Here is a 26,011-nt window from a genome sequence, read left to right on the forward strand (position 1 = left end):
ATACACTAGACATACAATATCAATAGATAAGCATAGGAGGAATTGATATGATCATCGGCATTCCGAAAGAGATTAAGAACAATGAAAACCGGGTCGCATTAACACCAGGAGCAGCATCTCAATTGCTTTCAGCTGGACACCAGATTTTAATTGAAACGAACGCTGGTTTTGGAAGCGGATTCACTGATGACGATTATGTATCTGTTGGTGCAGAGATTCTTGATCAAGCGAAAGATGTGTGGGCATCTTCTGATATGATTATGAAGGTAAAAGAACCATTACCAGAAGAATATTCATATTTCAGAGAAGGTCTGATCTTATTTACGTACCTGCATCTTGCAGCAGAGCCCTCCTTGGCTGAAGCATTAAAACAAAAAGGTGTGACAGCCATTGCTTATGAAACGGTAACGGACGGAAAATCACTCCCTCTATTAACGCCAATGTCTGAAGTTGCAGGTAGAATGGCTGCTCAAATTGGTGCTCAATTTTTAGAAAAGCCAAAAGGCGGAAAAGGCATTCTGCTCGCAGGCGTGCCAGGAGTATCGAGAGGGAAAGTCACCATTATTGGCGGCGGTGTCGTTGGAACAAATGCAGCGAAAATGGCGATCGGACTTGGCGCAGATGTCACTCTTATTGATTTAAATGCGGAACGATTACGTCAGCTGGACGATCAGTTTGGTCATCAAATGAAAACGTTAATGTCTAATCCTGTTAACATTGCAGATTCAGTGAGCGAGGCAGACCTGCTCATTTGTGCGGTTCTCATCCCAGGTGCCAAAGCTCCAACCCTTGTCACAGAAGAAATGGTGAAACAAATGAAGCCTGGTTCTGTCATTGTCGATGTAGCCATTGACCAAGGCGGGATTGTGGAAACAATCGATCATATCACAACACATGATCAGCCTACTTATGAAAAGCACGGCATTTTACATTATGCTGTTGCCAATATGCCAGGAGCGGTTCCGAGAACATCGACAGTTGCTTTAACAAACGTCACGGTCCCATACGCACTGCAGATTGCAAATAAAGGCGCTGCAAAAGCGATCAAAGAAAACAAGGCGATTGCTGAAGGCGTCAATGTGATGAATGGACATATCACCTATGAAGCTGTCGCTCGTGATCTCGGCTATGATTATGTGCCTGTTAGTAAAGCCCTTGAAACCTCTTCCATGACCGAAGCTTAATATCCAGCCCGCCCTTTTCAGGGGCGGGTTTTATTGTTAACCTAAAATAAAAATGAGTTGACAAAAGAACCTCTTCCCCTTAATCTATTTGTACAGATAAGACAGGGGGAAATATCATGCAAAAGAAGACAAGAACAGCTGACTTTGTGCTCGTCGGGATGTTTGCTGCACTCATGGCTATCGGAGCCAATATCACATCCATTGTGCCATTTTTACAGGTCGGCGGAATCCCACTTACGATGCAGCCGTTTTTTTGTGTGCTTGCTGGTCTTTTGCTGGGCAGACGACTTGGCGCATTGGCCATGATTGTCTATGCTCTTGTTGGGATCGCTGGTGCACCTGTATTCGCACAGTTCTCGGCGGGTCTCGGCGTTATTTTAGGAAAAAGCGGTGGCTTTGTGTTATCATACATTCCTGCTGCATGGCTTGCCGGATTCATTCTTGAAAAAAGACAAAACCCTGGTTTTGTCCGCTTTTTATTTGCAGCCATTGCAGGAACGACCGTGATGTATGTGATTGGGACAACTTATACGTACATCGCATTAAATGTATGGCTAAACGCACCAATCTCTTATCAAACCACATGGTTCTTCATGATTTGGTTTATGGTAAAAGACTATGCGCTGACCATCCTCCTTGCGATGCTAGCACCTAAAATTTATCGATCGGTTTCAAAAGCTACATCCTTTCGAAAAGAACAAACAGCTTCCTAATATCAGAAAAGGTTCCTTTACTCTATGAGTAAGGAACCTTTTTTCATTTATAGCATAATTGCCGCAAGCCAGCCGAACAAGACGAGCGGGATATTATAAAAGGCGAATGTTGGGACACATGTACCCCAAATGTGGTGATGCTGTCCATCCATATTCAGTCCAGATGTTGGTCCGAGTGTACTGTCGCTTGCAGGTGAACCTGCATCTCCTACAGCCGCAGCTGAACCAATAATCGCAATAGTCGCCATTGGGCTGAACCCTAAGTGTAAACAAAGCGGTACAAAGATCGTCGTAATAATCGGAATCGTTGCAAATGATGAGCCAATGCCCATTGTCACTAGCAGACCCACCAGTAGCATTAAAATGGCCGCTAAGCTTTGGCTGTTTCCGATAAATTGAGAAGATGCCTTGACGAGAGATTCAATATCTCCTGTTTTCGTTAAAACATTGGCAAATCCAGCTGCAACAAGCATGACAAATCCGATAAATGCCATCATGTTCATGCCAGATGTAATCAGCGCATCTGCTTCATCGCGTTTCATCATTCCCGTTACAAACAAGACAAGCAAGCCTGCAAGCGCACCGAAGATCATCCCTTCGACTCCAAGGCTTTGAGAGAGATATAACTGAACAATAAGTGATACAAGGATCGCAAGTCCAGCAAAGAATAAGCTCTTTTTTGTATATGCTGATTTTTCTACATCCGTAATGTCACGATTTTCATATGTTTTTGGCTTACGATATACAAAGAGTGAAACGATCAAGCCAAGAACCATGCCGCCTACAGGAATCAGCATCGCATACGGAATGTCTGCTAAATTCACTGTTAAACCTGCATCTTTCATGTTGTCACGAAGCATTCCGTGAAAAATCTGTCCAAAACCGACCGGAAGTAAAATATATGGTGCAGTAAGTCCGAAAGTCATCACACATGCTAGCAGTCTGCGGTCAATTTGAAGCTCGTTAAACACCTTTAATAATGGTGGGATTAAGACCGGAATAAAGGCAATATGAACAGGAACAACGTTTTGAGAAAAACAAGATACGATCAAAATGACCAGAATAATGAGCACTTTTGATAATGTTTTTCTTCTTGAATCGCCTTCTTTTCCAAGAAGCTTCACAGCTCCTTCGACCATGGCATCAGGAAGACCCGTTTTTGTCAATGCGGCTGCGAATGCACCTAATAGTGCGTAACTAATCGCCACTGTCGCATTTCCGCCAAGACCGTCAGTGAACGCTTGAACTGTTCCCCCTAGACCTAATCCACCTGCAAGTCCCCCCGCTAAAGCGCCAAGTGCCAGCGCAATCACGACATTGACCCGCAGCAAGCTTAATATCAACATTAAAACAACCGCTAAAACAACTGCATTCATGGTGAAACCTCCGAAATCCTTTAGTTTACTAATGTAGTAGATAATTAAAGTACCAACGTATGTTACCATAGAAAATTCACTTCGTCAAATGGCGTATGTCCTACATAAAAAGCTCTGCCAGTTGGCAGAGCTCAGATTGTTGACAAAGGGCTAAAATGAATTTTATTTTAGCCCTTTGTCTTCTTTTCAGCGTGATAGAAAACCTTTGCAGTCTAGGAAGGACGAGCATCGGCGCGGAGCGAATTTGACATTCGTGAGCACCGAAGCGCAGGACTGACACCGAATGCGAGGGTTTGTCTACACGCTGAGCTCTGCCAGTTGGCAGAGCTTCCGTCGTTATTTCTTCGGTTCAAATCGTTCCACAAATGTCGCTAATGATCTGACCATCACACCTGTTGCTCCTGTTGGTCCAAAGCATGAAGGCTTTTCTGTCGTAGCTGTTCCTGCAATATCTAAGTGAACCCAAGGGGTGTCTTCAGCGAATTCCCCAATGAATGCACCTGCCATGATCGCATGACCATCACGACCTGGTGAGTTATTCAGATCAGCCATTTTGCTGTTTCTTACTCGTTTTTTATCTTTTTCGGTGATTGGCAGCTGCCAAATCATCTCCCCGCATTCTTCTGATGCCTCTTTAAACTGGGCATACAATTCATCGTTATTTGTCATCACGCCTGTTGTCTCATTCCCAAGTGCCACAATGACACCCCCTGTTAATGTCGCAACATCCACAAGCACAGAGGCACCATGCTGCTTTGCATAGGTCACACCATCTGCTAAAACAAGACGACCTTCTGCATCCGTATTAAGCACTTCGATTGTTTTGCCACTCAGTGAGACAATGACGTCATCTGGCTTCATCGCATCTGCTGAGACCATATTATCTGTTGAGGCGATGACCGCAATGACATTCTGCTCTGGACGAAGTTCACCGATGATTTCCATTGCGCCTAAAACAGAGGCTGAGCCGCCCATATCTGTTTTCATCCCCACCATACTTGCTCTTGGCTTTAAGGAATACCCACCTGTATCATACGTAATACCTTTACCGACAAGGCCGATGACGTCTGTCCATTCTTCCTTGCCTTGATATTTCAATACAATCAGCTTTGGTGGTTCTGTTGAGCCTCTATTAACGGCTAGAATACCGCCCATTCCGAGCTCTTCCATTTGTTCTTTATCTAAAATTTCAATCTCGAATTCATATTTATAAGCAAGCTCAGCCGCATAGGAAGCAAGATCAGAGGACGTGAGCATGTTCGGCGGCATGTTCACAAGTGTACGAGCCGAATTGACCGATTGTCCGTAGACTTCTCCCACTTTCAGACTTGCCTGAATTTCAGCTGCATCATGATCCGTCGTTGCATAAACAAATTCGATAAAGCGATCCGGTTCATTCGTTTTATGTTTAAAATCTTGTAATTCATATGTAGCTAAAAGGCAGCTTTCAGAAAGGGCATGGGCTGCATCTTGAACAGGCAGATCCTTTCCTGTGAATGTATCAAGCAAAACCGAAACTGCTTGCTTTTTATCTTGATGAAGCTTTTTAAATAAATGCGCAAACACTTCCTTTGCCTCTTCAAACGTGTAATCTGACTCCTTCCCAAGCCCGACAAAATAAATGCGTTTAATGCCGGTTTCAGGGGATGGGAAAAATTTCGAAAGCTGATTTCGTTTAGATGAAATATCGCCTTCTTTTAATAATTCAGTGATTCTTCCTCCATGTAACTCATCCATTTCTTTTGCTTTTCCTGATAATTGGCTCTTTTGAAAAAGTCCGATGGCCAGTGTATCTTTATGTTGCAACTCATTTGTCGAGAAAAACATATTTATCACACGCTCCTTCAATGAACTCCATATTTCACATTGGAACTTCTATTATATCAAAATTTATGTGCTGATACGATCATTGCCAGCCTGTCTTCTCTTGAAGAACATTTATATTTTGGCACGCGGAAGGGCATCATGAAAAAGCGGCAGCGATCAATAGCAGCCTGTCCATGGTCTCCTCGTTCCACATCTACTTTCTTTAATGTTATAATGAACATGGACTTGGCAACAGTTCTTACTGCCATCATTTTTTTATCTTACTAGGGTAAATACTCCATCATTTTGCACGTTATTTTTTCTTAAAGAGAGGATGTTTCTTGTTCATGAGCGTACTGACGAATTTTCCGCTGCTTGCCAGCCTTGCAGCCATCTTTTTTGCACAATTTGTAAAAGTACCGATTCAATTTATCATTTCTAGACGACTAGATTGGTCGCTCATTACAAGCACAGGCGGAATGCCAAGTTCACACTCCGCAGCAGTAACAGCACTCTCAACAGCAGTTGCTTTAGAGCACGGGCTAGGAACATCTATTTTTGCCATTTCAGCCATCTTTGCCATTATTACAATGTTTGATGCGACAGGTGTTCGTAGACAGGCAGGAGAACAGGCAACTGTCCTAAACAAACTGGTCACGGATTTTAACCGGTTTGTTGCCGAGGCAAAGAACTTCCCAAATGCGGAAGAAAAAGAGAAGCAAAAGAAATTGAAAGAGCTTCTTGGGCATAAGCCGATTGAAGTCTTCTTCGGCGGCTTAACAGGAATCTTGCTCACTCTCATCTTAGATTATTACTTCATGTAGAAGCGAAAAAGCTTTGGACCTTTTGAGATCCAAAGCTTTTTTATTCTTTATTGGCTTGAAACTGCTGCCGGAACACTTGCATCGATTCCGCTTCATTCAACTGATTTAAGTCTTTTTCTGTCAGCGTCCCTTCACCCTTTTTAATCACATAAACGTCCAGCACTTTTTTACCCCATTCTCTATACACATCATCAACCGTTTCATAATATAAATCAAGCTTATGACCTTTAATCGCTTTCCCAGTATCTGCGACTACACCATAGCCATAATTGGGGATAAACAGGACAGTTCCTATCGGAAAGACAGATGGGTCCGCTGCCACGGTTGAATATAAATCACGTTTTACTTTGACGCCTGAATATGTAATGCCATATGCATGATGTTCTTTCGTCTTACCTGTTGATTCTACACCTGCTGTATAACCTGTGGCGACAACCTTTTGCTTCGGATAATCGTTCCAATTAAATGCTTCTTCGAGAGAAACAGCACGCAAATCGTCACTTTTCACCGCCATCGTCTGCCTTTTTGGATGCTTTAAAAAAGAAGATACGTGCTTACCGGCATCGGTCTCTTTCACCCATGCAGCTAAATCACTTGGTTCTACGCCAGATATGCCCGTAAAGCTTGTCATCAAGGCAAGCATAAACAGAACTGTCATGAACAATCGTTTCATCCATGTTTTCATCTCTATTTGTCACTCCTCTACCCATCTATTTGTTTCCAAACAAAATGGAAACTATGCAAAGGAGAAACAAAAAAACCCACTTGCGTGTAGACAAGTGAGTTAAAACATTTGATAGCCTCTTTTACGAAGGGCATTGATGACAAAACCTGAGGCAATGGCACCAACTAGACCACTTAATAAAATGATGATATCTGCCGCAGCAAGAGAAACGATGCGGTCTCCTATCCCGGAAAAAGCAATACTTGGTTCTCTTACATAAGCGATCATCTTTTGATTATTGATAATGAAAAGGCATACAATTGGATATAAAATTGCCATAATCCATGACATTCTCAGCAGCATATTCAGCAAAAAGCCAATGCCGAAGAATAACACGAAAAATAAAATAACTGAAATGATAACGACTGGTAAACTGATCACTTCATCTCCACCCCCAAATATCCCATCATTAGTTTAACTTGGAAATAGAGATGAAGTCAATCAATGGAAAAAGCCGTAAGATTAATGCTTCTTTCCTGTCCCTTTACATTCCTCACATGTTTCTGATCCGCCGAGCAATAACTGAAAATACCCTTTTCCTGAACAATACTGACAAGTTGACTTTTTTTCTTTCGTTTGTGCTTTCATATTGCTCACTCCTTAATCTAAATTTTCTGATAATTCATCATAACATATTTTTCTGTCCAGTACCAAGTGAGAAAATATTCCGTAAAACATGAAAAAACGTGTACCACAGGGATACACGTTTTTGTCTATATCAGTTTAGAAGAACTTGAATTTTCCTTTTTTCAGAACAAGTCCTGGTCCGCCAACCATGAATAATGAACGGTTGTCGATGATTTTTTTCATTGCAGAAGCTTTTGTTCCTTGAAGTTTTTTACCAAACGCAACACCTACAGCATCGTGTTCACCAAGAGAAGCAACTGTTCCTTTGATGTCTGGCTTAAAGCTTTCAAGCGTGCCTCCTTTTACTAGTGCTGCAAGGTTTTTCGCTACTGTTTCACCTTGCTGCATCGCAATTTGTGCAGTAGGTGGGTATGGACGATTAATTTCTTCATTGATGATTAATGAGCAGTCACCGATGATGAATACATCTTCATTTTCCGGTACACGAAGATCTGGAGACACTTTTACGCGGCCGCGCATGTTTTCAAATCCAGCTTCTTCAACGATTGGGTTACCACGTACACCAGCAGCCCATACAACAGTTTCAGCTTTGATTTCTTCTGTATCATCGTCTTTTCCAACAATGATGCCCTCAGGCGTACATTCTTTGATCGCTGTACCGATTTTGAACTCAACACCCTTACCTTGAAGGTAGTTCATCGCATAGTCGATCAATTCAGGATCAAATCCTGGAAGAGCTGTTGGTGCAGCTTCTACACAGATAATACGCACGTCTTTTTGATCAATATCATACTCTTTGCAAAGCTCAGGTACACGGTTTCCAAGCTCACCAAGGAACTCAATACCTGTGAAGCCTGCACCGCCGACAACGATTGTCAGACGCTCTGGACGCTTTTCAGCATCTGTATTATAAGTCGCAAATTGAAGCTCAATATGCTCACGAAGCTGACGAGCAGAGTTGATGTTAGAGATTGAGAATGCATATTCTTTCAGTCCTGCAATACCAAATGTTTCAGGAACAGCACCAAGCGCAACAACAAGGTAGTCATAAGAAAGTTCGCCATCTGATGTCACAACTTTCTTCTCTTCCTTATTAATGCTTTCAACTGTTGCTTGTACAAAGTTGACACGGGAACTGTTAATCACATCTTTGATTTGATAACGACAACGGTCATGATGAAGAGTACCTGCACTTGCTTCATGTAACCATGTTGTTTCGTAATGATAATTATGCTTGTTCACAAGAGTAATGTCCGCATCATTTGTGCCAAGCTGTTTTGTTAATCTTGTTACAGTCATTAATCCGCCATAACCTGCACCTAATACAACGATTTTCGGTTTATTCACTGGAATCACATCCACCTTTTTTAAATTTGCTGTAAAACGGATAAAGAATTACATATCGTTATTCTCAACCGCTTTGCGGCATTTTATGAAATTTAAACAAAAAATAAGTATGTGAAAATCTGAACTTTCACCTACAAAAAACGAAAGCATTTGACCGTATCCGACAAAAATTCATAAAAAATTAATATTTAGTTCCCTTAACAATAATAGCGAGTTCTGCTCCTTTTTTCAAGGCTTTAAACTGAAAATCCTTAGGATAAACGGTCTTTCTCTCTTTTTTCCCCTTTTCACAGCATCGGCATCAAAAAACGACAAGTTTTTCAAAACAAGTCAAACGACGATATGTGGTATGATATGATATAGTGATAACAATTTTCATTTGGGAGGATTAAGGAATGCAAGAAGATTCTAAGGTATATGACATTACCGTTATCGGGGGCGGCCCAGTCGGATTGTTTACTGCGTTTTACGGAGGCATGAGACAGGCAAGTGTGAAAATCATTGAAAGCCTTCCTCAGCTCGGCGGTCAACTATCCGCTCTTTACCCTGAAAAATACATTTATGATGTGGCTGGTTTCCCAAAAATCCGCGCACAAGAATTAGTTGATAATTTAAAGGAACAAATGGATAAATTTGATCAAACCATTTGCTTAGAGCAAGCTGTGGAAACGGTTGAAAAACAAGCAGACGGTATTTTCAAACTCGTTACAAACCAAGAGGTTCATTATTCAAAAACAATCATCATTACAGCTGGTAACGGTGCATTCCAACCGAGAAAGCTTGAGCTAGATGCAGCAGAATCATTTGAAGGAAGCAACCTGCATTACTTCATCAATGACCTGAACCAATTCGCTGGCAGACGTGTTGCTGTTCTTGGCGGCGGAGACTCTGCGGTTGACTGGGCACTGATGCTTGAGCCAATCGCAAAAGAAGTATCGATTATTCACCGTCGTGATAAATTCCGTGCACATGAGCACAGTGTAGAAAACTTGCACAACTCGAAAGTCAATGTGCTGACACCATTTGTTCCAACTGAGCTCATTGGTGAAGAACGCATTGAACAAATTGTGCTTGAAGAAGTGAAAGGCGATAAAAAACAAGTACTAGATGTGGACGATGTGATCGTCAACTTCGGTTTTGTTTCCTCCCTTGGACCAATCAAACAATGGGGCCTTGAAATCGAAAAGAACTCTATCGTGGTCAAATCCACGATGGAAACAAACATCGAAGGCTTCTATGCGGCAGGAGACATCTGTACGTATGAAGGAAAAGTCAAATTAATCGCAAGCGGATTTGGTGAAGCACCAACTGCTGTGAACAACGCGAAAGCCTACATGGACCCGAAAGCCCGTGTACAGCCGCTCCATTCCACAAGCTTATTTGAAAATAAATAAGAACGGATCAAAAAAAGGAGTTCCGCAGATGGAACTCCTTTTTTGTTTATTTAAAAATCCCAATATAGGCATTCGCCATTCCAAGTACCATTGCAGCAAGTAACACCACAACAATTCCTGCCACAACCAAAATTACCCGATCCTTCACACGTTCCTTTTTCGGAAGCGGCTTGTCTATCCCGCAAGACGGACATGTTTTTGAACGATACGGAATCAGTTCATGACAGTTCCTGCAATTGATTTGTTCACTCAAACCTCAGCAACCTCTTTTCTGATGACAGTATATGTTTGGTTCTCATGATACTCTTTTCGAGTGGAAATAGCCAGTTGTGAGGACAAGCTGTAACAAAATTGAGCGATTTACAAATTGTTTAAGAAGGAATGGAATGAATGAAGGTTTGATTGGTTCAACCGATATAAGAAGTAGAAGATTGTCATGAAGGATAGGTGGAAAGATGATAAAGCGTTTCATGATTAGTTTGAGCTTGTTACTGATGATTGGCGGCTCAGTAGAAGTGTTCGCAAAAGATTATAACAAACATTATGCTCAATTCGCTGCCGGATCGAATATGGATGTTGATCAGCTAGAACCTTTTTTAACACATGTGTCCACTTCGATTTTAGATGCTGGTTTGAGTGATCAAGAAATCAAACAGATACTCACCAACGTTCAAAAAATGAATAAAAACAACGAAACGAAAAGAATGGGCACTTTTAAAGTGATGTATCTTGGAGAACCAGCCAATATGAAAATTGAGATTGAAGTTCATGTGGAAGATGGCAATAAAGAAGTGGTGATTTATTTGTTTAGCACTGAAGAGTTGGTAGATGTTTTGGATAAAGAACTATTGAAAATAGAAGAAGCAATGGAATAAGAAATGCTGAACGAGCATCTCTTTTATATTTGTCTTTAAAAAAAGCCTTCTTGTTCATAAAGCAAACAAACAAGAAGGCTTATCTTTATCCATGGTCAGATATTAACACTCTTCCGGCGTACCGGTATTCGTGGCTGTTCTGAACGAAGAACCGCATCCGCATGACGCGATGGCGTTCGGATTGTCAATCGTGAAACCGCCGCCCATTAGTGATTGTTTGAAATCAATGATGGTTCCGTTCATGATGTCAAGGCTTTCGGAGTCGACAAGAACCTTGATGCCGTGCTGTTCGAACTGCGTGTCTTTCTCTGAGACTTCATGGTCAAAGCCCATCCCGTATGAAAGACCGCTGCAGCCGCCGCCTTTTACGCCCACTCGCAGGAACGCATTTTCTTCTTCATGTTCTTTCATCATATCTTTAATCTGCAATGCAGCAGCTTCTGTAATCGTTACTGGTGTACTCACGATCATCCCTCCTTTTGACTGGATGTTTCTTTTCAATTATAAACGTGATGTTGCCTTTTCTCAAATAAATGGTTTAGAGATAGAATGTGCCGTCACAAATCGTTTCAGCAGGTCCTGTCATCAGCACATGGTCATTGTCTTTCCAGCGAATGATGAGGTCTCCGCCAGCTAGATGAACGGTCATATCCGTTTCTTTTTTCGCATGTCCATTGACAATCGTTGATACAGCCGCAGCACATGCTCCTGTTCCGCACGCTTGCGTAATCCCTGATCCTCTTTCCCACACGCGAAAATGCAGTTCCGTTTCACTGACACGTTCCACAAATTCTACATTGACGCCTTCTGGAAACATGTCATGCTTTTCAATGATTGGCCCAAGCGAATCGAGCGGCGCCTGTTCAATGTCTTCTAAATAGAAAACGATATGGGGATTCCCCATTGAAACAGCTGTTCCATTTAAGGTCGTCGTGCCAAAATCAAGCGGTTCATTGATCGTTGTACTGGCCGGTTCACCAAGCATTGGCATCGCTTCTTTTTCAAAACGAGGTTTACCCATATCAACTGTCACTAACTGAACGTGACCATCCTGCACATGAACGGTCGCCTCAACGAGTCCTGACAATGTCTCAATCTGGAACGTTGTGTCTGTTACGATTTGATGCTCATACACATATTTTGCAACGCAACGCAGACCGTTACCGCAGTTTTTCCCCTCTGATCCATCATTGTTGAAAATGCGCATTTTCACAGGTGCAACATCTGATGGACAAATGAGGATCATTCCGTCTGAACCGATTCCTGTGTAAACAGAAGAAACCTGAATTGCTATCTCTGACAGCTGCTCTTCTGGAAGCTGTTCCTTCATCTGATTGACGTATATATAATTGTTTCCTAGTCCGTGCATTTTCGTGAATTGAAATGATGTCATGAGCGTCCTCCAAAAATGTTGTTTCTTTATAGTATAAAAGGAGTCGATTCAGGAGACAATCTTATCATCCCCCGTTTTTCATACATAGAAGCTCTTTGCTGCCATGGCAAAGGGCTTTTATTATGCATATGCCTCTTTTTCTCTCGTGTGATGCTTCATTTTGATGATATTTTATTAGCATAACATATTGGATGCGCTTTCTACATTTTCTCCTGAAAAATGGAAACTGAATATATGAAAAAAATGCACCTCATGACCCATGTGGTGCATTTAAAACATGTCGTTTTCCTCTATAAAAGCATAAATACGCTCGACTAGCTGCTCTGCATTTTCTCCTGAAACAAATTCTCCATTCACAAGCGCAAATGGGGAGTCCATACATTTGCCGCAGTAGCTTAAACAGCCGTATTCCATTACATCTAAGTTTGGGTCTTTTTCAAGTTTCTCTTTTGCTTCTTGAGACCCTTGTGCAAGATTACTTACACAAAATTCGATCAGTGGAAACACTGTGCTTCACCTCACATTTGCCTTACTATCCTACCGAAATTCCTTCTATTAGTCAAAACATGAGCTTCAATAAATCGTTACGCCTATTCCCCGTAAAATGTTTTACTATTTAGGACTAAGTAATGAATATGTAGGTTATTTTGAAACAATTATTGTGGTTTCACAGTAAATTCGATATAATTTTATTTGGTATTTTAACTTAAAGTTTTTTAGTATAAGTGTTTTTCAATGTCTAGGGGGAAAAGGAGAATCGTCATGAAAAATTTAGTCTTGATCGGCGGAGGTTACGGGAATATGCGGGTTCTCCACCGCTTATTGCCAAATCAATTACCTGATGATGTTACTATCACATTAATTGATCGAAATCCTTACCACTGTTTAAAAACAGAATATTATGCACTTGCTGCTGGAACGATCTCTGATCATCACATTCGAGTATCTTTTCCAGAGCATCCAAAGCTGGATATTCAATACGGGGAAGTAGAAAAAATTGATATTGAAAACAAACAGATCTTATTTAGCGACCGTGAACCTATTCCATATGATGATACGGTAATCGGACTCGGCTGTGAGGACAAGTATCACAATGTCCCTGGGGCGAAAGAACATACATACAGCATTCAAACCATTGATCAGTCAAGACACGCGTATAACAAATTAAACAATTTGAGCGCAGGTGCAACAGTTGGCATTGTCGGTGCTGGACTTAGCGGGGTAGAGCTAGCCAGTGAACTGCGTGAAAGCCGCTCTGATTTAAACATCATTCTTTTTGACCGCGGAGAACTGATTCTTTCCAGTTTCCCAAAAAGATTAAGTTTATATGTACAAAAATGGTTTGAAGAAAACGATGTAAAGATCATTAACTGCGCCAATATTACAAAGGTTGAAGAAGGAGTTGTGTACAACCATGACGATGCAATTGAAGCAGATGTCATCGTGTGGACAGCAGGAATTCAGCCAAGTAAAGTCGTGCGAGATATGGATGTTGAAAAAGATGCACAAGGCCGTGTCGTCTTAACTCCTCATCACAATCTCCCTGGAGATGAGCATGTCTATGTCGTAGGTGACTGCGCAAGCTTGCCGCATGCACCAAGTGCACAGCTTGCCGAGGCACAGGCAGAGCAAATTGTGCAATCTCTACAGAAACGCTGGAAAAACGAGCCGCTTCCTGAGGCTTACCCGCAGTTTAAGTTAAAAGGCGTACTCGGCTCTTTAGGGAAAAAAGCCGGCTTTGGCCTAGTGGCGGATCGTCCACTTGTTGGTCGTGTTCCAAGACTCTTAAAATCTGGACTTCTTTGGATGTACAAGCATCACAATGGATAAAATGATGTGAATTTTTTCTCAAAGCTCCTTCTAATGAAGGAGCTTTTATTATGAAACGGCATGTACCGATGGATGGTTCACTTTGATAGGAGCAAGCGCAAGGATGCAGTCTTTACGAAACGTTCTGATCGTCTTCTTCGATAAACAATACGCTTGTATGAACTGTTCAGTTTGACGATGTACAATGATTTTTCGTTTCGAGCACTCTCCATTTTTCTTCATATAAATCATATCAATCGGTATTTGTTGATGAAGAGATTGTTTTAGTAAATAATTCATGATGCTCACGCTCCTTTCATCTCATTATAACCGAACAAACGTTCTAAATCAACCTAAAAAGGAACGTTTGTTCTGTTTATTTTCCTAAAAAAAGAACAGCTCATTCACTGCTCTCTTCGTACCCGTATTTCTCCATTTCTTGATAAATATCTTTTAATTTCGGATTGCCCTCTCCTACAATTTGATCCTCAACAAGGACAAGCGGATAAAAGAATTCATCATCAAGAATTCGTTCAGATAATTCTTTTTGGCGTTCGTTTTCAGGTGGGTGCTCAATATCGATATATGTGATGCGAAACGGCTGATTTGGATATTTTCGTTTTAATGCTGCATCTAACCACTCAAATGTATCTTTTGAAGAAGGCAGATTCACGCAGCTAGCGCACAGGACATCTCTTCCATATACATAAAGATCAACGGTTTTGTTCATTTGACAAGCCCCCTATTCTTTCTTTATTTTAGCTGAATTTTCTGTATGAAAAAAGTCAAAATCACTTTTTGTTTCAAGATGAGATTGTGCTATAATGAGAAGGAAACTTTGAAACCAATCAATAGATTTTTATCGTCCAGATGAATATAATGGTGATATGTTGTGAAAGGAGCGATTATATCTAATGACTGAAGTCGAAATGAAAGACCAAGTACAGGAAGTACTGGACAAACTTCGTCCATTTCTATTACGTGATGGTGGAGACTGTGAGCTTGTAGACATTGAAGATGGCATTGTGAAATTACGCCTTCTTGGTGCATGCGGCAGCTGCCCAAGTTCAACCATTACATTGAAAGCCGGTATTGAGCGCGCATTATTAGAAGAAGTACCTGGCGTTGTAGAAGTTGAACAGGTTTTCTAATTCATATATGACATGAAAACGACCCTTACCGGGTCGTTTTTTAATTGTTGACAAAGGGCTAATTTTAGCCCTTTGTCTTGTTTTCAGCGTGATAGAAAACCTTTGTGGTCTAGTAAGGACGAGAACGCAGGACTGACACCGAATGCGAGGGTTTGTCTACACGCTGAAACGACCCAATCAGGGCCGTTTTTTGATTAGGATAATTTCTCTCTAAACCATTCTTGAATAAAGGTCAGTCTTTGAATACGCTGCCCAGGGTGGCCACTTCTGGATAAATCATGAGAAGCCTTAGGAAACTTGACTAATCTCGTGTCTTTTCCAAGCTCCTTCAATGCCACAAAAAGCTGCTCTCCTTGATCGACTGGGCAGCGGTAGTCTTCATCACTGTGCAGGATGAGAAGCGGTGTGTTCACCTGTTTTACATACTTTAGCGGCGAACGATCCCATAGCTTATCAACCGAATCATAAATATCCCCATCCACCTGCCATTTTGTAAAGAAATAGCCGATATCACTGATGCCATAAAAGCTAATCCAGTTTGAAATGGAACGCTGTGTAACAGCTGCACGGAAACGGTCTGTCTGTCCGACAATCCAATTGGTCATAAAACCGCCATAGCTGCCGCCTGTTACGCCAAGCCTTGTTTCATCAAGAAAGTCATAGGCTTCGAGCACATGATCAACAGCCAGCATGACATCCTCATAATCAACGTCACCATAGCTGCCTCTTACCCGGTCTGTAAACATCTGTCCGTATCCATGACTGCCATGAGGGTTGATGTAAACAATCGCATACCCTTCAGCGGCGAGCATTTGAAATTCATGAAAATACGTATGACCGTACATCGCATGCGGCCCGCCATGAATTTCTAAGATAAGTGGATATGTCTTCCCCTCTTCCATCTGAGCAGGCTTCATAAACCAGCCATGTACAACGTCTCCTTCTTTTGACTGGAAAGAAATTGGTTCAGGTTCGGATATGACATGTTCCTTTAGAAAGTCATCATGCTCAAACGTGATTTGCTTGAGTGAGGATTCCCCTAAAGTCAGCTCATACAGCTCACTAGGCGAGACAGGTGAAAGACGGCTGATCAGCATTTTTGATTCATCTGGATGAAGACTGAAATTCGTCACATGTTCTGCCTCTAAACAAACGGGATAGGCTAAGCCTTCAATAGAGAAATAATAAATCCCGGTACTCCCTTGATCAGAAACAAGCGCATAAAACCCCTGACTATCCTTCGTCCATTGCGGAAGCTGATTGGCTTCACCTATGACACTATCCCCTGCCATACAGTTACCAACATACATATCGAGCATTTCTGACAGTTGAACGGTCTTTTTCTCCTTCAGATCATACAGCCACAATGATGGGAAGGTTGCATTCTGAAATTCACGCTCGTGTCCAATGTACAACAGGCTTTCTCCATTTGGAGAAAATGATACGGTCGAGTAAGCGCCTGTTGATTGGGTGATTTTCTTGGATGTACCGTCCTTTAATGACAGGAGACAGATATCACTTATGTAAAACGTCTGCGGGTTGGATTGAATATAGGCGAGCCACTTTCCGCAAGGAGAGACGACATGATTCACATGATGCTGCTGCTCACTCGTAACCGTCTCTACCTCCCCTGAGCAGACATCGATTTGTACAATTTGCGTCAGCCGCCCGTCTAAAAAACCTCTGCCATCTGCTTTATAAGTCAAATCATCATAAACTGCCGGAGCAAAGTCATCGCACTCTTCCTTTTTTTCATCATGAACAGATTCTTCTTGTTTTAATGAGACCGCTGCATAAATGAACGCTCCATCCGGTGAAAATACAGGATGAGATACGCCGTAAGGAATATTCGTTAAAGTACGAATGCCGCCGCCATCGCTCTGAATGAGTGCGAGCTGAGGGACTTCCTTTGGCTTCTGCAAAATAAACGCAAGCTGCTTCCCGTCATTTGACCACACTGGCTGATGATGCTTTCCATCATCGAATGTCCATTGTGACAGCTCCCCTGTCCCTTCATCTCGAACCCATAAATGAATATTGTAATCATCCTTTTTTTCATTCACCGATACTTTTGTAAAAACAGCCTTTTTTCCATCTGGTGAATAGACTGGATGAGAAACAGACACGATTTGCGTTAAATCCTCTGCTGTTATCAATTTCTTCATCAATAGATCTCCCCCTTTTATGTATCAAAAATAGTTCGCTTCTCTAAATAATAATCCCTGCTTTTGTTGTGAAAAACAAGGATAAAAAAAGAACGTGCTCATTTATAGCACGTTCTTCATTTGATTCACAGAATGATGCTCGACGATGACACCTTCTACCGGCACCGTCAGCACATCTACTTCACAATGCGGGAAATTTTGGGCAAGCTGTTCTTTCAACGCTTCTCCCTTCCCTTTTTCCACTAAGGTCAAAATGGTCGGCCCAGCACCGCTTAATGCTGTTCCATACGCGCCTTTTAATGAAGCAACGTGCTCCACCTTTGATAGCTCCGGGACAAGCATCGTGCGGTATGGCTGATGAAATAAATCTTTATTCATCATTTCCCCTACAAGCGGCCAGTTCTGCGTCATTAAGGCGGCGACCAGGACGTTACTCACTGCACTCGCGCTCACGGCCTGTTTATAGGAAAAATCCTCTGGCAGGACATCACGGGCATCCTTTGTGAGTACTTCATAAAAAGGAATCACGACGACGACATCTACATCCACATGCTGCACTTTAACGGCATGTGTCTTGTCTTCTTCATGAAGACCGATGAGTAAACCACCGAATAAAGAGGCACCCGCATTATCTGGATGACCTTCTACCTCACTTGCAAAAAAGAGTTTCTGATCATCGGTCATCTTTAATTCAAGCAGCTGATTAGCGAGCTCAATAGCGGCGACAATGGCAGCAGCGCTGCTGCCCAGCCCCCTTGCTAATGGAATATCACTCCACACTTTGACATGAACAGGCGGGAGTGTTTTTCCAAAGTCATCTGCGACCTTTTTAGCTGTTTGGTAGATCAGGTTATCGGTGCCTGATGGAATACCAGACACGACATCTGTTTCTGCTTCAAACAGCCAGCTATCATGGTCATAGACCGATAGCTTTAAATAGCGGCTGAGCGCCATTCCGACTGAGTCAAAGCCTGGTCCTAAGTTGGCAGTGCTTCCCGGTACTGTGATTGAAAAAAGCATGGAGGCGTTACTCATACGCGTGCGGCCTTTTCTAAATGTTCCAGAATTTGATCTTCATCTGCATCCAGTGTGACCGGTTTGATGTGCGAAATATCAATCGCCGTATTCGGATCTTTTAATCCGTTTCCTGTCAGTACAGCGACGACTTTACTGCCTGGCTTAATTTCTCCAGATTTCACTTGTTTGAGTACACCTGCAATTGATGCACAAGACCCTGGCTCTGCAAAGACACCTTCTTCACGTGCGATCAATTGATAGGCATGAAGAATTTCTTCATCTGTCACTTCATCAATTTTCCCGTTCGATTCATCTGCCGCTGCTACAGCTTGTTTCCAGCTTGCAGGGTTTCCGATGCGAATGGCTGTTGCGACTGTTTCTGGCTGCTCAATGACTTCATTTCGAACGATGGCTGCAGCACCTTCTGCTTCAAAACCACGCATGACTGGCAGTCCAGTGCCTTTTTTCTCATGATATTCTTTGAAGCCTTTCCAGTACGCTGTAATATTCCCCGCATTCCCAACAGGAATCGCCAGTACGTCCGGTGCGGAGCCTAGCTGCTCACAGATTTCAAATGCCGCTGTTTTTTGTCCTTCAATTCGGTATGGATTGACGGAGTTAACAAGTGCGATCGGTGCTTTTTCACAGATGCTGCGGACAATTTTAAGTGCATCATCAAAGTTGCCGTCAATGGCAATGATCTCTGCTCCGTACATGACAGCCTGCGCCAGCTTACCGAAGGCAATTTTTCCATCTGGAATGATGACAATACATTTCATATCAGCGCGCGCCGCATAAGCTGCCGCTGCTGCAGACGTATTCCCTGTCGATGCACACATGATCGTATCATTACCTTCTTCTTTTGCCTTTGCGACGGCCATGACCATCCCGCGATCCTTAAAAGAACCTGTAGGGTTGACGCCTTCTGTTTTCACATGAAGTTCAATCCCTAGTTTTTCGGAAAGCTTTGCGAGATGAATCAGCGGTGTGTTTCCTTCATTTAATGTTAGTTTAGGTGTTTGTTCGTTTACTGGTAAGAATTCTTGAAATTCTTCAATGAGTCCATTCCACTTCATCAGCTTAAACCGTTCCCTTCTACTCGGTACGTGCTCTTCACTTGAACCACCACGTCGAGATCGTTTAATGTTTGCAGGATATTTGAGAAATCTTCTTCTGATGTTTGATGTGTAATAATCACAATTTCAGCCAGCTCATCATGCCCTTTGACAGGAAGCTGAAGGATCTTTTCAAAGCTGATGCCTCTTTCAGAAAAAATCGATGTAATGCGGGAGAAAGCTCCGACTTGATCTCTCACATGTATTCTTAAAAATTGCTGAGCAAATACTTCGGATGATGATTTGATTTTCTTCTCAAATTGCGGTGCAATAAATCCACTGCCATTCACACCAAGACGCATGTTTTTCATAACAGCGACTAAATCTGAGACTACAGCTGTTGCCGTTGGCAGGCTGCCTGCTCCAGGTCCGTAAAACATCGTTTCTCCGACAGCACTTCCGTAAACATAGACAGCATTAAATTCATTGTTGACGGAAGATAACGGGTGATGATCAGGAAGTAAAGTTGGCTGTACGCTGACCTCCACTTTCTCTCCGTCCCTTTGGGCAATTCCAATCAGCTTCATTGTATAGCCAAAACGTTTACTGAAATTAATGTCCTCATCCGAGATGTCAGAGATGCCTTTTACTTTCACATCCTCTAAATCTACATTCATGGAAAAGCCGAGTCTTGCCAGGATGGCCATCTTTCTTGCCGCATCTAGCCCTTCTACATCCGCCGTCGGATCTGCTTCTGCAAAGCCAAGATCCTGCGCTTCTTTTAATACATCTTCATACGCGCTTTTATCGACATTCATTTTTGTTAAAATAAAGTTCGTTGTCCCGTTCACGATTCCCATCATTTTTGTGATGCGGTCAGAGGCTAAACCTTCCTCTAGTGTACGCAAAATCGGAATCCCACCTGCGACACTTGCTTCATAGTAAAGGTCACAGCCGTTTTCTTTTGCTACATGTAAAAGCTCTGTGCCATATAGCGCCATTAAATCCTTGTTGGCTGTAATGACATGCTTCTTCTCATTTAGTGCATCTATTAAATATTGTTTTGTCTCTTCAATGCCGCCCATCACTTCAATAATGACGTCGACCTCTGGATCTCGAATCACATCGTATACTTCAGTTGTGAAGACCTCTCTTGCCACATCCACATCTCTTTTTTTATCGGGATTGCTCACAAGCACTTTTTTTATTAATACCGGACAGCCGATCTGGTGCATTAATTTATCCTGATGATCTTGAATAATCTTAACGACACCGCTCCCCACTGTTCCTAATCCTAGTAGTCCAACTCGAATTGCCTTCACCTGAAATTCCACCTTTCTCCGTAAATGTCCTCTCTAAAAAGACATTTGTTAACCTAACACAGACATTCAATGTACACACATTATAAAGGGGTATCCTCATTTTGACAAGGTAATAAAATAAGAGAATATGAGAATGAAACCGCTTAACAGCTATTTATATCAAGATTCTATATTTTCAAAATATTTTTGTGAGAAAAGCTCCCGAAGCCGGGAAGCTTGAGATTACGCCTGAACTGGCGTTTTGGCTTGCTGATCTTGCAGGACAAGCGCAATATTTTCAGCACATAAATGCATCATGTTTTTTCTCGTTTCAACACTCGCACTTCCGATATGAGGAAGCACTGTCACATTTGGTAATGTCGTTAACGGGTGATCCGGACTGACAGGCTCCCTGCTAAATACATCCAGACCTGCTCCTGCAATTTTTCCTGTCGTGACAGCATCATATAAAGCATCTTCGTCTACCGTCTGCCCTCTGGAAACGTTGATGAAGTAAGCCGTGTTCTTCATCTGCTCAAATGCTTTCTTATTAAACATTTCTTTCGTTTCAGGCGTTAAAGGCGTCAAACAAACGATGAAATCAGACTGCGTAAGCAGCTCATCAAATGCGGCATAGGTCACACCTAGCTGCGCTTCTGCTTCTGGCTTTCTTGAACGATTATGATAAAGAACATTCATATCAAAACCTTTTGCCCGCTTGGCAAGTGCGGTTCCAATACTGCCCATTCCGACAATCCCTAACGTTTTATGATGAACATCCGCACCGGCTAGAAGAAGCGGCCCCCAGCCTGTCCAGTTCCCATCCTTAATCCAATCACTCGCTTCGACAATTCGTCTTGCTGACGCCATCAAAAGCGCAAAGGCTAAATCAGCTGTCGATTCTGTTAAGACGTCCGGTGTATGACATACCGTGATCCCGTGCTTTTTAGCTGCCTTTAGATCAATATTGTCATAGCCGACCGCGAGATTCGCGACCACTTTTAGATTTGGAGCATTTGATAAAAGTGTCTCATCTACTTGATCTGACAGCATCGTGAGCAGCCCATCTGCTTGAGCAGCTTGTTTTTCTAACTCTTCTCTTGGACACGGCTCATCCTCGCTCGTCCACATGTCAATATGAGCGACTTCTTTTAATGGTGTAAGTGTTGTTTCATCAAGCTTTCTTGTGATATAGACATAAGGTTTCGTCAAGAAGAACACTCCTTTGGTTGATTTCTTTAAGCATAACGAAAAACGCCTCAAGAGAAAAGAGACGTTTCATCTGTTCACTGAAACTTCAAATCAGCGGATTGATGAATCCATCCAACAGGAGGAATGAGATGCCCACCGCTGCGCATGGCACTCAATTCTTGAAACACCTTGAGAAAATATTCGTAGCGGTTCGCATCATTTAAAACGTAATCTAATCGTTCTTCATAATAAGATTTTTCATTTTCTCCTGACATATAATAACCTTCGACAATTTCAAAATAATGAAGCGGAAACAGAAGACGGCTGTACAGCAGACGCTTTGAAAATGATGAAAGAGGCGTAACCTGCTCATATTGCTGCAAAAAGGAGAATCCCTCTTCAATTAAATCCTCCTTATGCTGGACAAAGGTTTCTCTTAAATATTCTGCGATGTCTCTTGTTGGATGGTCAAATACCCAGTCAACAGGTAAACGAAGCGGCTGCTCATGTGGCCAGGTCATACGTGAAAAGCGCTGATGACAAACAGTACCTGAATCACATTCTTTTGGTTCATCATCAAGCTCTGTATCCACTAAATATTGAATGGCATTTTCCGTTAATCCGAGATAATACGGAAAGGATTCAATGAATTTCTTTTCAAATCGTTCAAGTGGTTTTTGATGCATTTGCTGCATCCAAAAGCCTTCCAGCTGGTCTAACCGTTTTGCCCATAATTCCTTCCAAGCTCCGACACGTTTTGTTTCAGACACCTCATAAGGAAACCCTCTCCCCCTGACATGAAAGGCCGCCAGCTCTGGTGCGTGCTGAAATGAGCGGCTTGTGACCCGCGGTGCTGCCTTTAATAGAGCGTACAGTTCTTTTCCATGGGTAAAAGTCGGTTTCTCTTCATTTGTTAATTCAAACACGGCAACGTATGGGTCACCGTCATTCAGTAAATACTGACTGATATGATAAAGCTCTGTGAGTTCTTCTTCTCGCAAATGAGACACGGGAACAATGATGAAGAGAGCTTTCGCCGTTTGAAAGCTCTGATAACTGCCATATGGCATAAATTGACGCACATCAATACCAAATGTGTGATAAATGGTTTCTTTCATGATTTCACCTGCGTTCATAAAATCAGTCTCTTATCATATCGTAGTCGCAGGTTGAGGGATTTATGAATACTATTTACTATCCGAAGCTTTTTCACACGTTGTGGACAAATTACGAGAATTGGGTGAGGAACATGCCGCATCATCATGAGATGAACGAAGTAGAAAAAACAGCAAGACGCCGTTTACAAGAACGAGGCGTAACCATTCAAGATATAGCAGACCTTGTCTTCTTTTTACAGGAAAAATATCATCCTGGCTTAGACATGACAGAGTGCATCCACAATGTGGAACGTGTCATCGCAAAACGTGAAGTCCAAAATGCCATCTTAACAGGCGTTGAACTAGACGTTCTCGCTGAGCAAAAAAAGCTGACAGAACCGCTGCAATCCATTCTTGAAACAGATGAAAGTCTATATGGTGTGGATGAAATTTTATCCTTTGCCATCGTCAATATTTATGGCTCCATCGGCTTTACGAATTACGGATATATCGATAAAGAAAAACCAGGGATTCTTGGGAAACTCAACGATAAATCCACAGGTGAATGCCATACCTTTTTAGATGACATTGTCGGTGCTATTGCTGCGGCGGCATCAAGCAGACTGGCACATAGTGCGAGAAATGCAGAATAAAACACAAAAGAGGACGTGCGTCTGACGCTTGTCCTCTTTTCATTAAGATAATCGTTCAATCCACTCAGATAATGAATCAATGACATAGGTTGGCTGTTTGTCATATTTCTGAAGCAGCTCTTTTGTCGTGACGCCTGTATGGACAAGCAGTGTATCCATCCCTGCGTTCATCCCTGCCATAATATCGGTATCATAGTTATCGCCCACCATGAGCGTCTCTGACACATCTGTCCCGAGCACCCGCATGGCCTGTTCCATAATGATAGACTCTGGCTTTCCAATAAATGTTGGCTGCACTGTTGTCGTAACCGTCAGCACAGATGTTAACGATCCATTTCCAGGTAACAGCCCTCTTTCTGTCGGAATGGCAATATCTCCATTTGTTGAAACGAATTGTGCACCTTGACGGATTGCAATGGCTCCTACCGCTAGTTTTTCATATGTAATACCGCGGTCTATTCCAACGACAACGAAATCAGCGTCTTCTTGACCAAACGACAAGCCTTTTTCTTCAATGGCCTGCTGAATGCCTTCTTCTCCGATCACATACACCGAGGCATCTTTCTTTTGTTCTGCGATATAGTTTGCCGTTGCCATACTTGTTGTAAAGACTTGCTCTTCCGTTGCTGGGATATCGAATGAAACGAGTTTCTCTGCTACTTGCTTCGGTGTGCGCGAAGAGTTATTCGTGACAAACAAATAAGGGATGTTCAACTCATTTAACTTGTGAACAAATTGCCCCGCCTCTTCGATCTTTTCTGTTCCTTTATACATCGTCCCGTCTAAATCAATTAAATAGCCTTTGTATTTCATGCTGCTTACAACTCCAATGGTTTATTTAAACGCTGATACTGGTCCAAGCTCCTGCTCCAAGTAAGTGCGAATTCGATTCGGGAAGACTTGCAGCGCCTGTTCTACCTCACTGATGACCTGCAACAAATCTTGATGAACCACTTCTTGGTATTGCTGAACAAGTGTTTTACGGCACGAGACCAGTTTTTTCAGGTGAGTGCCTTCTTCTGTTGGTACAACTTTTTCGTCCACAAGAATATCCATGATGTCGTCATAGCTTCCTGGGTCCCGCATGATAAAGCCGTCAATCATATCATTTCCTGTATCAAGAATACATTCGACGAGCAAATGAACAATTCGTTCCAGCGCTTTTTTTTCTAAAGGACTTGACCATGTTTGATGGCTGCGCATCAAATCATATTGCTCCTCAAAAAAACGTAATGTCTCTTCAATCTTCTTTCTGTCTACGAAATACATCATGACGCTCCCCTTTGCGTTATTTTCTAATCCGCTTTAAGACAAAATAGGCACAGCCAAAATTACAGTATTCATAAATGTATTCATCGAGTGTGCTGATTTTTGTATCGAATGTGGCCTTTTGGTTTTGGTCATCAAAAAACCCCTTCAGCCTAAGCTGGTTATAGCCCCAATCCCCCACAATATAATCATACTTATTTAAAATATCTGAGTACCTTGCTTTAAACGCTTCCTCATCAAAGCCGTCTTTGATATCTCTTACAAGATCAAAGGTAGCATTCTGAATGACGATCATCTTCTCACCTCTTTTTAAACGATCCATCTTTAATGATAATTCATTGGAACAACTCCATCAATTGCTAAAGCATGTTTTTTCCGATTTAGCCGAAGCTAAAGAAAAAAGGAGGTCACATTTATGATGAAACAACTGACAGCCACTATTCTCCTATGCATGCTTTTAGGCGGATGCGGCTTTCAATCAGGCATGAACCGGCAAGTGGATGAAGACTCTTCCAGCAAGACAATTCGCCTGTCTGATCGTCATGAAGGATATAATTCCAACATGCCAGAAGCAGATACGAATCGAGCAGGCTATGTTCGTTATCAGCGCCAGCAAGTAACCGATCAAAAGGAAAGAACCCCTGCTTTAAATCGTGAGCACCTTGCCCACGTGATTACAAGTTTAGCCATCCAGCTGCCAAATATAAAGGATGCAGCAACACTTGTCACAGACGAGGATGCCCTCATTGTGTATCGAACAGGCAACAAAAACCGAGATGAATCAGCCGATCAAGTGAAAAAAACAGCGGTTTCTGTTCTCCCTCGTTATTATCATGTGTACGTCTCTGATAACCCAGAGCACTTTCAATCCATTGCCAATTTTTCACGTCTTCAAACCAATTCACGTGATTTTGATCAAATTTTAACGAAAACGATTCAACAAATGAAATACTCTCCTCAAGGCGGAGATATTTCAACGAAAGAAGATGCCAATGGCATGACGAATTCCGATCGGACCATGAGACGAAACACACCTTACGGCCAAAATTAGCACGAGAAAAAACGCCAGAGAGCTCTGG

At 42.2% G+C, this 26,011-nt stretch carries 30 protein-coding genes and 1 pseudogene; 9 read left to right on the forward strand and 22 right to left on the reverse strand.

Annotated elements, in window-relative coordinates; translation table 11 throughout:
* The first annotated feature begins 47 nt into the window (after positions 1-47).
* Positions 48-1,184, forward strand: a complete 1,137-nt coding sequence (gene ald / locus ABG082_RS14820) for an alanine dehydrogenase (protein ID WP_048002196.1) — start codon at positions 48-50, stop codon at positions 1,182-1,184.
* 116 nt (positions 1,185-1,300) lie between these two features.
* The gene (locus ABG082_RS14825; RefSeq protein ID WP_046526544.1) at positions 1,301-1,897 is read left to right on the forward strand and encodes a biotin transporter BioY; all 597 of its coding nucleotides are present in this window, start codon (positions 1,301-1,303) and stop codon (positions 1,895-1,897) included.
* A gap of 47 nt (positions 1,898-1,944) precedes the next feature.
* Here the strand turns inward: ABG082_RS14825 and ABG082_RS14830 are convergent, their stop codons facing one another.
* The 3 genes from ABG082_RS14830 to ABG082_RS14840 form a co-directional block, all read right to left on the reverse strand.
* A complete protein-coding gene (locus ABG082_RS14830) occupies positions 1,945-3,273 on the reverse strand; it encodes a Na+/H+ antiporter family protein (RefSeq protein WP_008345907.1) in 1,329 nt (442 codons plus the stop codon).
* Positions 3,274-3,609: 336 nt separating this feature from the next.
* Positions 3,610-5,100, reverse strand: a complete 1,491-nt coding sequence (locus tag ABG082_RS14835; protein WP_008346787.1) for a leucyl aminopeptidase — start codon at positions 5,098-5,100, stop codon at positions 3,610-3,612.
* A gap of 56 nt (positions 5,101-5,156) precedes the next feature.
* Positions 5,157-5,348 carry a hypothetical protein gene (locus tag ABG082_RS14840; protein ID WP_126268982.1) on the reverse strand — a complete coding sequence of 64 codons (192 nt, stop codon included), beginning with the start codon at positions 5,346-5,348 and terminating at the stop codon, positions 5,157-5,159.
* A 78-nt stretch (positions 5,349-5,426) separates the two neighbouring features.
* Between ABG082_RS14840 and ABG082_RS14845 the strand changes: the two genes are divergently transcribed.
* A complete protein-coding gene (locus ABG082_RS14845) occupies positions 5,427-5,903 on the forward strand; it encodes a divergent PAP2 family protein (protein WP_008346791.1) in 477 nt (158 codons plus the stop codon).
* Positions 5,904-5,943: 40 nt separating this feature from the next.
* Here ABG082_RS14845 and ABG082_RS14850 read toward each other — a convergent pair whose 3' ends face one another.
* From ABG082_RS14850 to ABG082_RS14865, 4 genes are all read right to left on the reverse strand, one after another.
* Entirely contained in the window at positions 5,944-6,588 is a 645-nt protein-coding gene (locus ABG082_RS14850) for a 3D domain-containing protein (RefSeq protein WP_024719745.1), read from the reverse strand.
* Between the two features lie 99 nt (positions 6,589-6,687).
* On the reverse strand, positions 6,688-7,008 hold the full coding sequence (locus ABG082_RS14855) for a YuiB family protein (protein ID WP_348936208.1): 321 nt from the start codon (positions 7,006-7,008) through the stop codon (positions 6,688-6,690).
* Between the two features lie 81 nt (positions 7,009-7,089).
* Positions 7,090-7,215, reverse strand: a complete 126-nt coding sequence (locus ABG082_RS14860) for a YuiA family protein (protein WP_348936209.1) — start codon at positions 7,213-7,215, stop codon at positions 7,090-7,092.
* A gap of 135 nt (positions 7,216-7,350) precedes the next feature.
* Entirely contained in the window at positions 7,351-8,568 is a 1,218-nt protein-coding gene (locus tag ABG082_RS14865; protein ID WP_162149727.1) for an NAD(P)/FAD-dependent oxidoreductase, read from the reverse strand.
* Positions 8,569-8,957: 389 nt separating this feature from the next.
* Here ABG082_RS14865 and yumC point away from each other — a divergent pair, with 389 nt between their 5' ends.
* Positions 8,958-9,956 (forward strand): ferredoxin--NADP reductase 2, encoded by a 999-nt coding sequence (gene yumC, locus ABG082_RS14870; RefSeq protein ID WP_008346801.1) that lies wholly within the window; start codon positions 8,958-8,960, stop codon positions 9,954-9,956.
* A gap of 46 nt (positions 9,957-10,002) precedes the next feature.
* Here the strand turns inward: yumC and ABG082_RS14875 are convergent, their stop codons facing one another.
* Complete coding sequence (locus ABG082_RS14875; protein WP_008346803.1) at positions 10,003-10,209, reverse strand: hypothetical protein; 207 nt, start codon at positions 10,207-10,209, stop codon at positions 10,003-10,005.
* Between the two features lie 202 nt (positions 10,210-10,411).
* Here ABG082_RS14875 and ABG082_RS14880 point away from each other — a divergent pair, with 202 nt between their 5' ends.
* Positions 10,412-10,831 (forward strand): hypothetical protein, encoded by a 420-nt coding sequence (locus tag ABG082_RS14880; RefSeq protein WP_272511076.1) that lies wholly within the window; start codon positions 10,412-10,414, stop codon positions 10,829-10,831.
* A gap of 102 nt (positions 10,832-10,933) precedes the next feature.
* Here ABG082_RS14880 and erpA read toward each other — a convergent pair whose 3' ends face one another.
* The 3 genes from erpA to ABG082_RS14895 all read right to left on the reverse strand — a co-directional run bounded on the left by erpA (position 10,934) and on the right by ABG082_RS14895 (position 12,731).
* Positions 10,934-11,296, reverse strand: a complete 363-nt coding sequence (erpA, locus tag ABG082_RS14885) for an iron-sulfur cluster insertion protein ErpA (protein WP_008357254.1) — start codon at positions 11,294-11,296, stop codon at positions 10,934-10,936.
* A 73-nt stretch (positions 11,297-11,369) separates the two neighbouring features.
* On the reverse strand, positions 11,370-12,224 hold the full coding sequence (gene dapF, locus ABG082_RS14890; protein ID WP_041091838.1) for a diaminopimelate epimerase: 855 nt from the start codon (positions 12,222-12,224) through the stop codon (positions 11,370-11,372).
* Positions 12,225-12,494: 270 nt separating this feature from the next.
* Entirely contained in the window at positions 12,495-12,731 is a 237-nt protein-coding gene (locus ABG082_RS14895) for a YuzB family protein (RefSeq protein ID WP_008346813.1), read from the reverse strand.
* A 255-nt stretch (positions 12,732-12,986) separates the two neighbouring features.
* On the opposite strand from ABG082_RS14895, the gene ABG082_RS14900 reads away from it, so the two are divergent.
* Positions 12,987-14,054 (forward strand): NAD(P)/FAD-dependent oxidoreductase, encoded by a 1,068-nt coding sequence (locus ABG082_RS14900; RefSeq protein WP_057079128.1) that lies wholly within the window; start codon positions 12,987-12,989, stop codon positions 14,052-14,054.
* Between the two features lie 48 nt (positions 14,055-14,102).
* Here the strand turns inward: ABG082_RS14900 and ABG082_RS14905 are convergent, their stop codons facing one another.
* On the reverse strand, positions 14,103-14,333 hold the full coding sequence (locus tag ABG082_RS14905; RefSeq protein WP_017367979.1) for a hypothetical protein: 231 nt from the start codon (positions 14,331-14,333) through the stop codon (positions 14,103-14,105).
* A gap of 100 nt (positions 14,334-14,433) precedes the next feature.
* Entirely contained in the window at positions 14,434-14,763 is a 330-nt protein-coding gene (locus tag ABG082_RS14910; RefSeq protein ID WP_008346819.1) for a YuzD family protein, read from the reverse strand.
* Positions 14,764-14,884: 121 nt separating this feature from the next.
* Here ABG082_RS14910 and ABG082_RS14915 point away from each other — a divergent pair.
* Positions 14,885-15,184: pseudogene (locus tag ABG082_RS14915) on the forward strand (NifU family protein).
* Between the two features lie 194 nt (positions 15,185-15,378).
* On the opposite strand, the gene ABG082_RS14920 reads toward ABG082_RS14915, so the two are convergent.
* The 6 genes from ABG082_RS14920 to yutH all read right to left on the reverse strand — a co-directional run bounded on the left by ABG082_RS14920 (position 15,379) and on the right by yutH (position 23,049).
* Entirely contained in the window at positions 15,379-17,349 is a 1,971-nt protein-coding gene (locus tag ABG082_RS14920) for a S9 family peptidase (RefSeq protein ID WP_348936210.1), read from the reverse strand.
* A 102-nt stretch (positions 17,350-17,451) separates the two neighbouring features.
* Positions 17,452-18,384, reverse strand: coding sequence for a homoserine kinase (gene thrB / locus ABG082_RS14925; RefSeq protein ID WP_017358917.1), 933 nt, complete (start codon positions 18,382-18,384; stop codon positions 17,452-17,454).
* Complete coding sequence (thrC, locus tag ABG082_RS14930; RefSeq protein WP_008346825.1) at positions 18,381-19,442, reverse strand: threonine synthase; 1,062 nt, start codon at positions 19,440-19,442, stop codon at positions 18,381-18,383. The genes thrB and thrC overlap by 4 nt, the downstream gene beginning before the upstream one ends.
* Positions 19,442-20,743 (reverse strand): homoserine dehydrogenase, encoded by a 1,302-nt coding sequence (locus ABG082_RS14935; RefSeq protein WP_019743822.1) that lies wholly within the window; start codon positions 20,741-20,743, stop codon positions 19,442-19,444. The genes thrC and ABG082_RS14935 overlap by 1 nt, the downstream gene beginning before the upstream one ends.
* A gap of 222 nt (positions 20,744-20,965) precedes the next feature.
* Positions 20,966-21,934 carry a D-glycerate dehydrogenase gene (locus ABG082_RS14940; RefSeq protein WP_056702651.1) on the reverse strand — a complete coding sequence of 323 codons (969 nt, stop codon included), beginning with the start codon at positions 21,932-21,934 and terminating at the stop codon, positions 20,966-20,968.
* Between the two features lie 74 nt (positions 21,935-22,008).
* Positions 22,009-23,049: a spore coat putative kinase YutH gene (yutH, locus tag ABG082_RS14945; protein ID WP_007500419.1), complete on the reverse strand. Its 1,041-nt coding sequence runs from the start codon at positions 23,047-23,049 to the stop codon at positions 22,009-22,011.
* A 113-nt stretch (positions 23,050-23,162) separates the two neighbouring features.
* Here yutH and ABG082_RS14950 point away from each other — a divergent pair, with 113 nt between their 5' ends.
* Positions 23,163-23,663 (forward strand): phosphatidylglycerophosphatase A, encoded by a 501-nt coding sequence (locus ABG082_RS14950; RefSeq protein WP_029575457.1) that lies wholly within the window; start codon positions 23,163-23,165, stop codon positions 23,661-23,663.
* Positions 23,664-23,705: 42 nt separating this feature from the next.
* On the opposite strand, the gene ABG082_RS14955 is transcribed toward ABG082_RS14950, so the two are convergent.
* Genes ABG082_RS14955 through ABG082_RS14965 form a run of 3 tightly spaced genes read right to left on the reverse strand, consistent with a single transcriptional unit; the run spans position 23,706 to position 25,227 of the window.
* A complete protein-coding gene (locus tag ABG082_RS14955; protein WP_008346835.1) occupies positions 23,706-24,476 on the reverse strand; it encodes a TIGR01457 family HAD-type hydrolase in 771 nt (256 codons plus the stop codon).
* 21 nt (positions 24,477-24,497) lie between these two features.
* Positions 24,498-24,932, reverse strand: a complete 435-nt coding sequence (locus ABG082_RS14960) for a DUF86 domain-containing protein (protein ID WP_050826575.1) — start codon at positions 24,930-24,932, stop codon at positions 24,498-24,500.
* 19 nt (positions 24,933-24,951) lie between these two features.
* Positions 24,952-25,227, reverse strand: coding sequence for a YutD family protein (locus ABG082_RS14965; RefSeq protein WP_003213192.1), 276 nt, complete (start codon positions 25,225-25,227; stop codon positions 24,952-24,954).
* Between the two features lie 120 nt (positions 25,228-25,347).
* Here ABG082_RS14965 and ABG082_RS14970 point away from each other — a divergent pair, with 120 nt between their 5' ends.
* The gene (locus ABG082_RS14970; protein ID WP_272511079.1) at positions 25,348-25,983 is read left to right on the forward strand and encodes a YhcN/YlaJ family sporulation lipoprotein; all 636 of its coding nucleotides are present in this window, start codon (positions 25,348-25,350) and stop codon (positions 25,981-25,983) included.
* Positions 25,984-26,011: the final 28 nt, after the last annotated feature.

The organism is Bacillus sp. BS1807G30 (assembly GCF_040047675.1).
Classification (GTDB): Bacteria; Bacillota; Bacilli; order Bacillales; family Bacillaceae; genus Bacillus; species Bacillus altitudinis.

Excerpts from the sequence above, each read along its gene's own strand:
- ald (WP_048002196.1), top strand. The coding sequence starts at position 48 with ATGATCATCGGCATTCCGAAAGAGATTAAGAACAATGAAAACCGGGTC.
- ABG082_RS14825 (WP_046526544.1), top strand. The coding sequence starts at position 1,301 with ATGCAAAAGAAGACAAGAACAGCTGACTTTGTGCTCGTCGGGATGTTT.
- ABG082_RS14830 (WP_008345907.1), bottom strand. The coding sequence starts at position 3,273 with ATGAATGCAGTTGTTTTAGCGGTTGTTTTAATGTTGATATTAAGCTTG.
- ABG082_RS14835 (WP_008346787.1), bottom strand. The coding sequence starts at position 5,100 with ATGTTTTTCTCGACAAATGAGTTGCAACATAAAGATACACTGGCCATC.
- ABG082_RS14840 (WP_126268982.1), bottom strand. The coding sequence starts at position 5,348 with ATGGCAGTAAGAACTGTTGCCAAGTCCATGTTCATTATAACATTAAAG.
- ABG082_RS14845 (WP_008346791.1), top strand. The coding sequence starts at position 5,427 with ATGAGCGTACTGACGAATTTTCCGCTGCTTGCCAGCCTTGCAGCCATC.
- ABG082_RS14850 (WP_024719745.1), bottom strand. The coding sequence starts at position 6,588 with ATGAAAACATGGATGAAACGATTGTTCATGACAGTTCTGTTTATGCTT.
- ABG082_RS14860 (WP_348936209.1), bottom strand. The coding sequence starts at position 7,215 with ATGAAAGCACAAACGAAAGAAAAAAAGTCAACTTGTCAGTATTGTTCA.
- yumC (WP_008346801.1), top strand. The coding sequence starts at position 8,958 with ATGCAAGAAGATTCTAAGGTATATGACATTACCGTTATCGGGGGCGGC.
- ABG082_RS14880 (WP_272511076.1), top strand. The coding sequence starts at position 10,412 with ATGATAAAGCGTTTCATGATTAGTTTGAGCTTGTTACTGATGATTGGC.
- dapF (WP_041091838.1), bottom strand. The coding sequence starts at position 12,224 with ATGACATCATTTCAATTCACGAAAATGCACGGACTAGGAAACAATTAT.
- ABG082_RS14900 (WP_057079128.1), top strand. The coding sequence starts at position 12,987 with ATGAAAAATTTAGTCTTGATCGGCGGAGGTTACGGGAATATGCGGGTT.
- ABG082_RS14905 (WP_017367979.1), bottom strand. The coding sequence starts at position 14,333 with ATGAATTATTTACTAAAACAATCTCTTCATCAACAAATACCGATTGAT.
- ABG082_RS14910 (WP_008346819.1), bottom strand. The coding sequence starts at position 14,763 with ATGAACAAAACCGTTGATCTTTATGTATATGGAAGAGATGTCCTGTGC.
- ABG082_RS14920 (WP_348936210.1), bottom strand. The coding sequence starts at position 17,349 with ATGAAGAAATTGATAACAGCAGAGGATTTAACGCAAATCGTGTCTGTT.
- thrB (WP_017358917.1), bottom strand. The coding sequence starts at position 18,384 with ATGAGTAACGCCTCCATGCTTTTTTCAATCACAGTACCGGGAAGCACT.
- thrC (WP_008346825.1), bottom strand. The coding sequence starts at position 19,442 with ATGAAGTGGAATGGACTCATTGAAGAATTTCAAGAATTCTTACCAGTA.
- yutH (WP_007500419.1), bottom strand. The coding sequence starts at position 23,049 with ATGAACGCAGGTGAAATCATGAAAGAAACCATTTATCACACATTTGGT.
- ABG082_RS14950 (WP_029575457.1), top strand. The coding sequence starts at position 23,163 with ATGCCGCATCATCATGAGATGAACGAAGTAGAAAAAACAGCAAGACGC.
- ABG082_RS14955 (WP_008346835.1), bottom strand. The coding sequence starts at position 24,476 with ATGAAATACAAAGGCTATTTAATTGATTTAGACGGGACGATGTATAAA.
- ABG082_RS14960 (WP_050826575.1), bottom strand. The coding sequence starts at position 24,932 with ATGTATTTCGTAGACAGAAAGAAGATTGAAGAGACATTACGTTTTTTT.
- ABG082_RS14965 (WP_003213192.1), bottom strand. The coding sequence starts at position 25,227 with ATGATCGTCATTCAGAATGCTACCTTTGATCTTGTAAGAGATATCAAA.
- ABG082_RS14970 (WP_272511079.1), top strand. The coding sequence starts at position 25,348 with ATGATGAAACAACTGACAGCCACTATTCTCCTATGCATGCTTTTAGGC.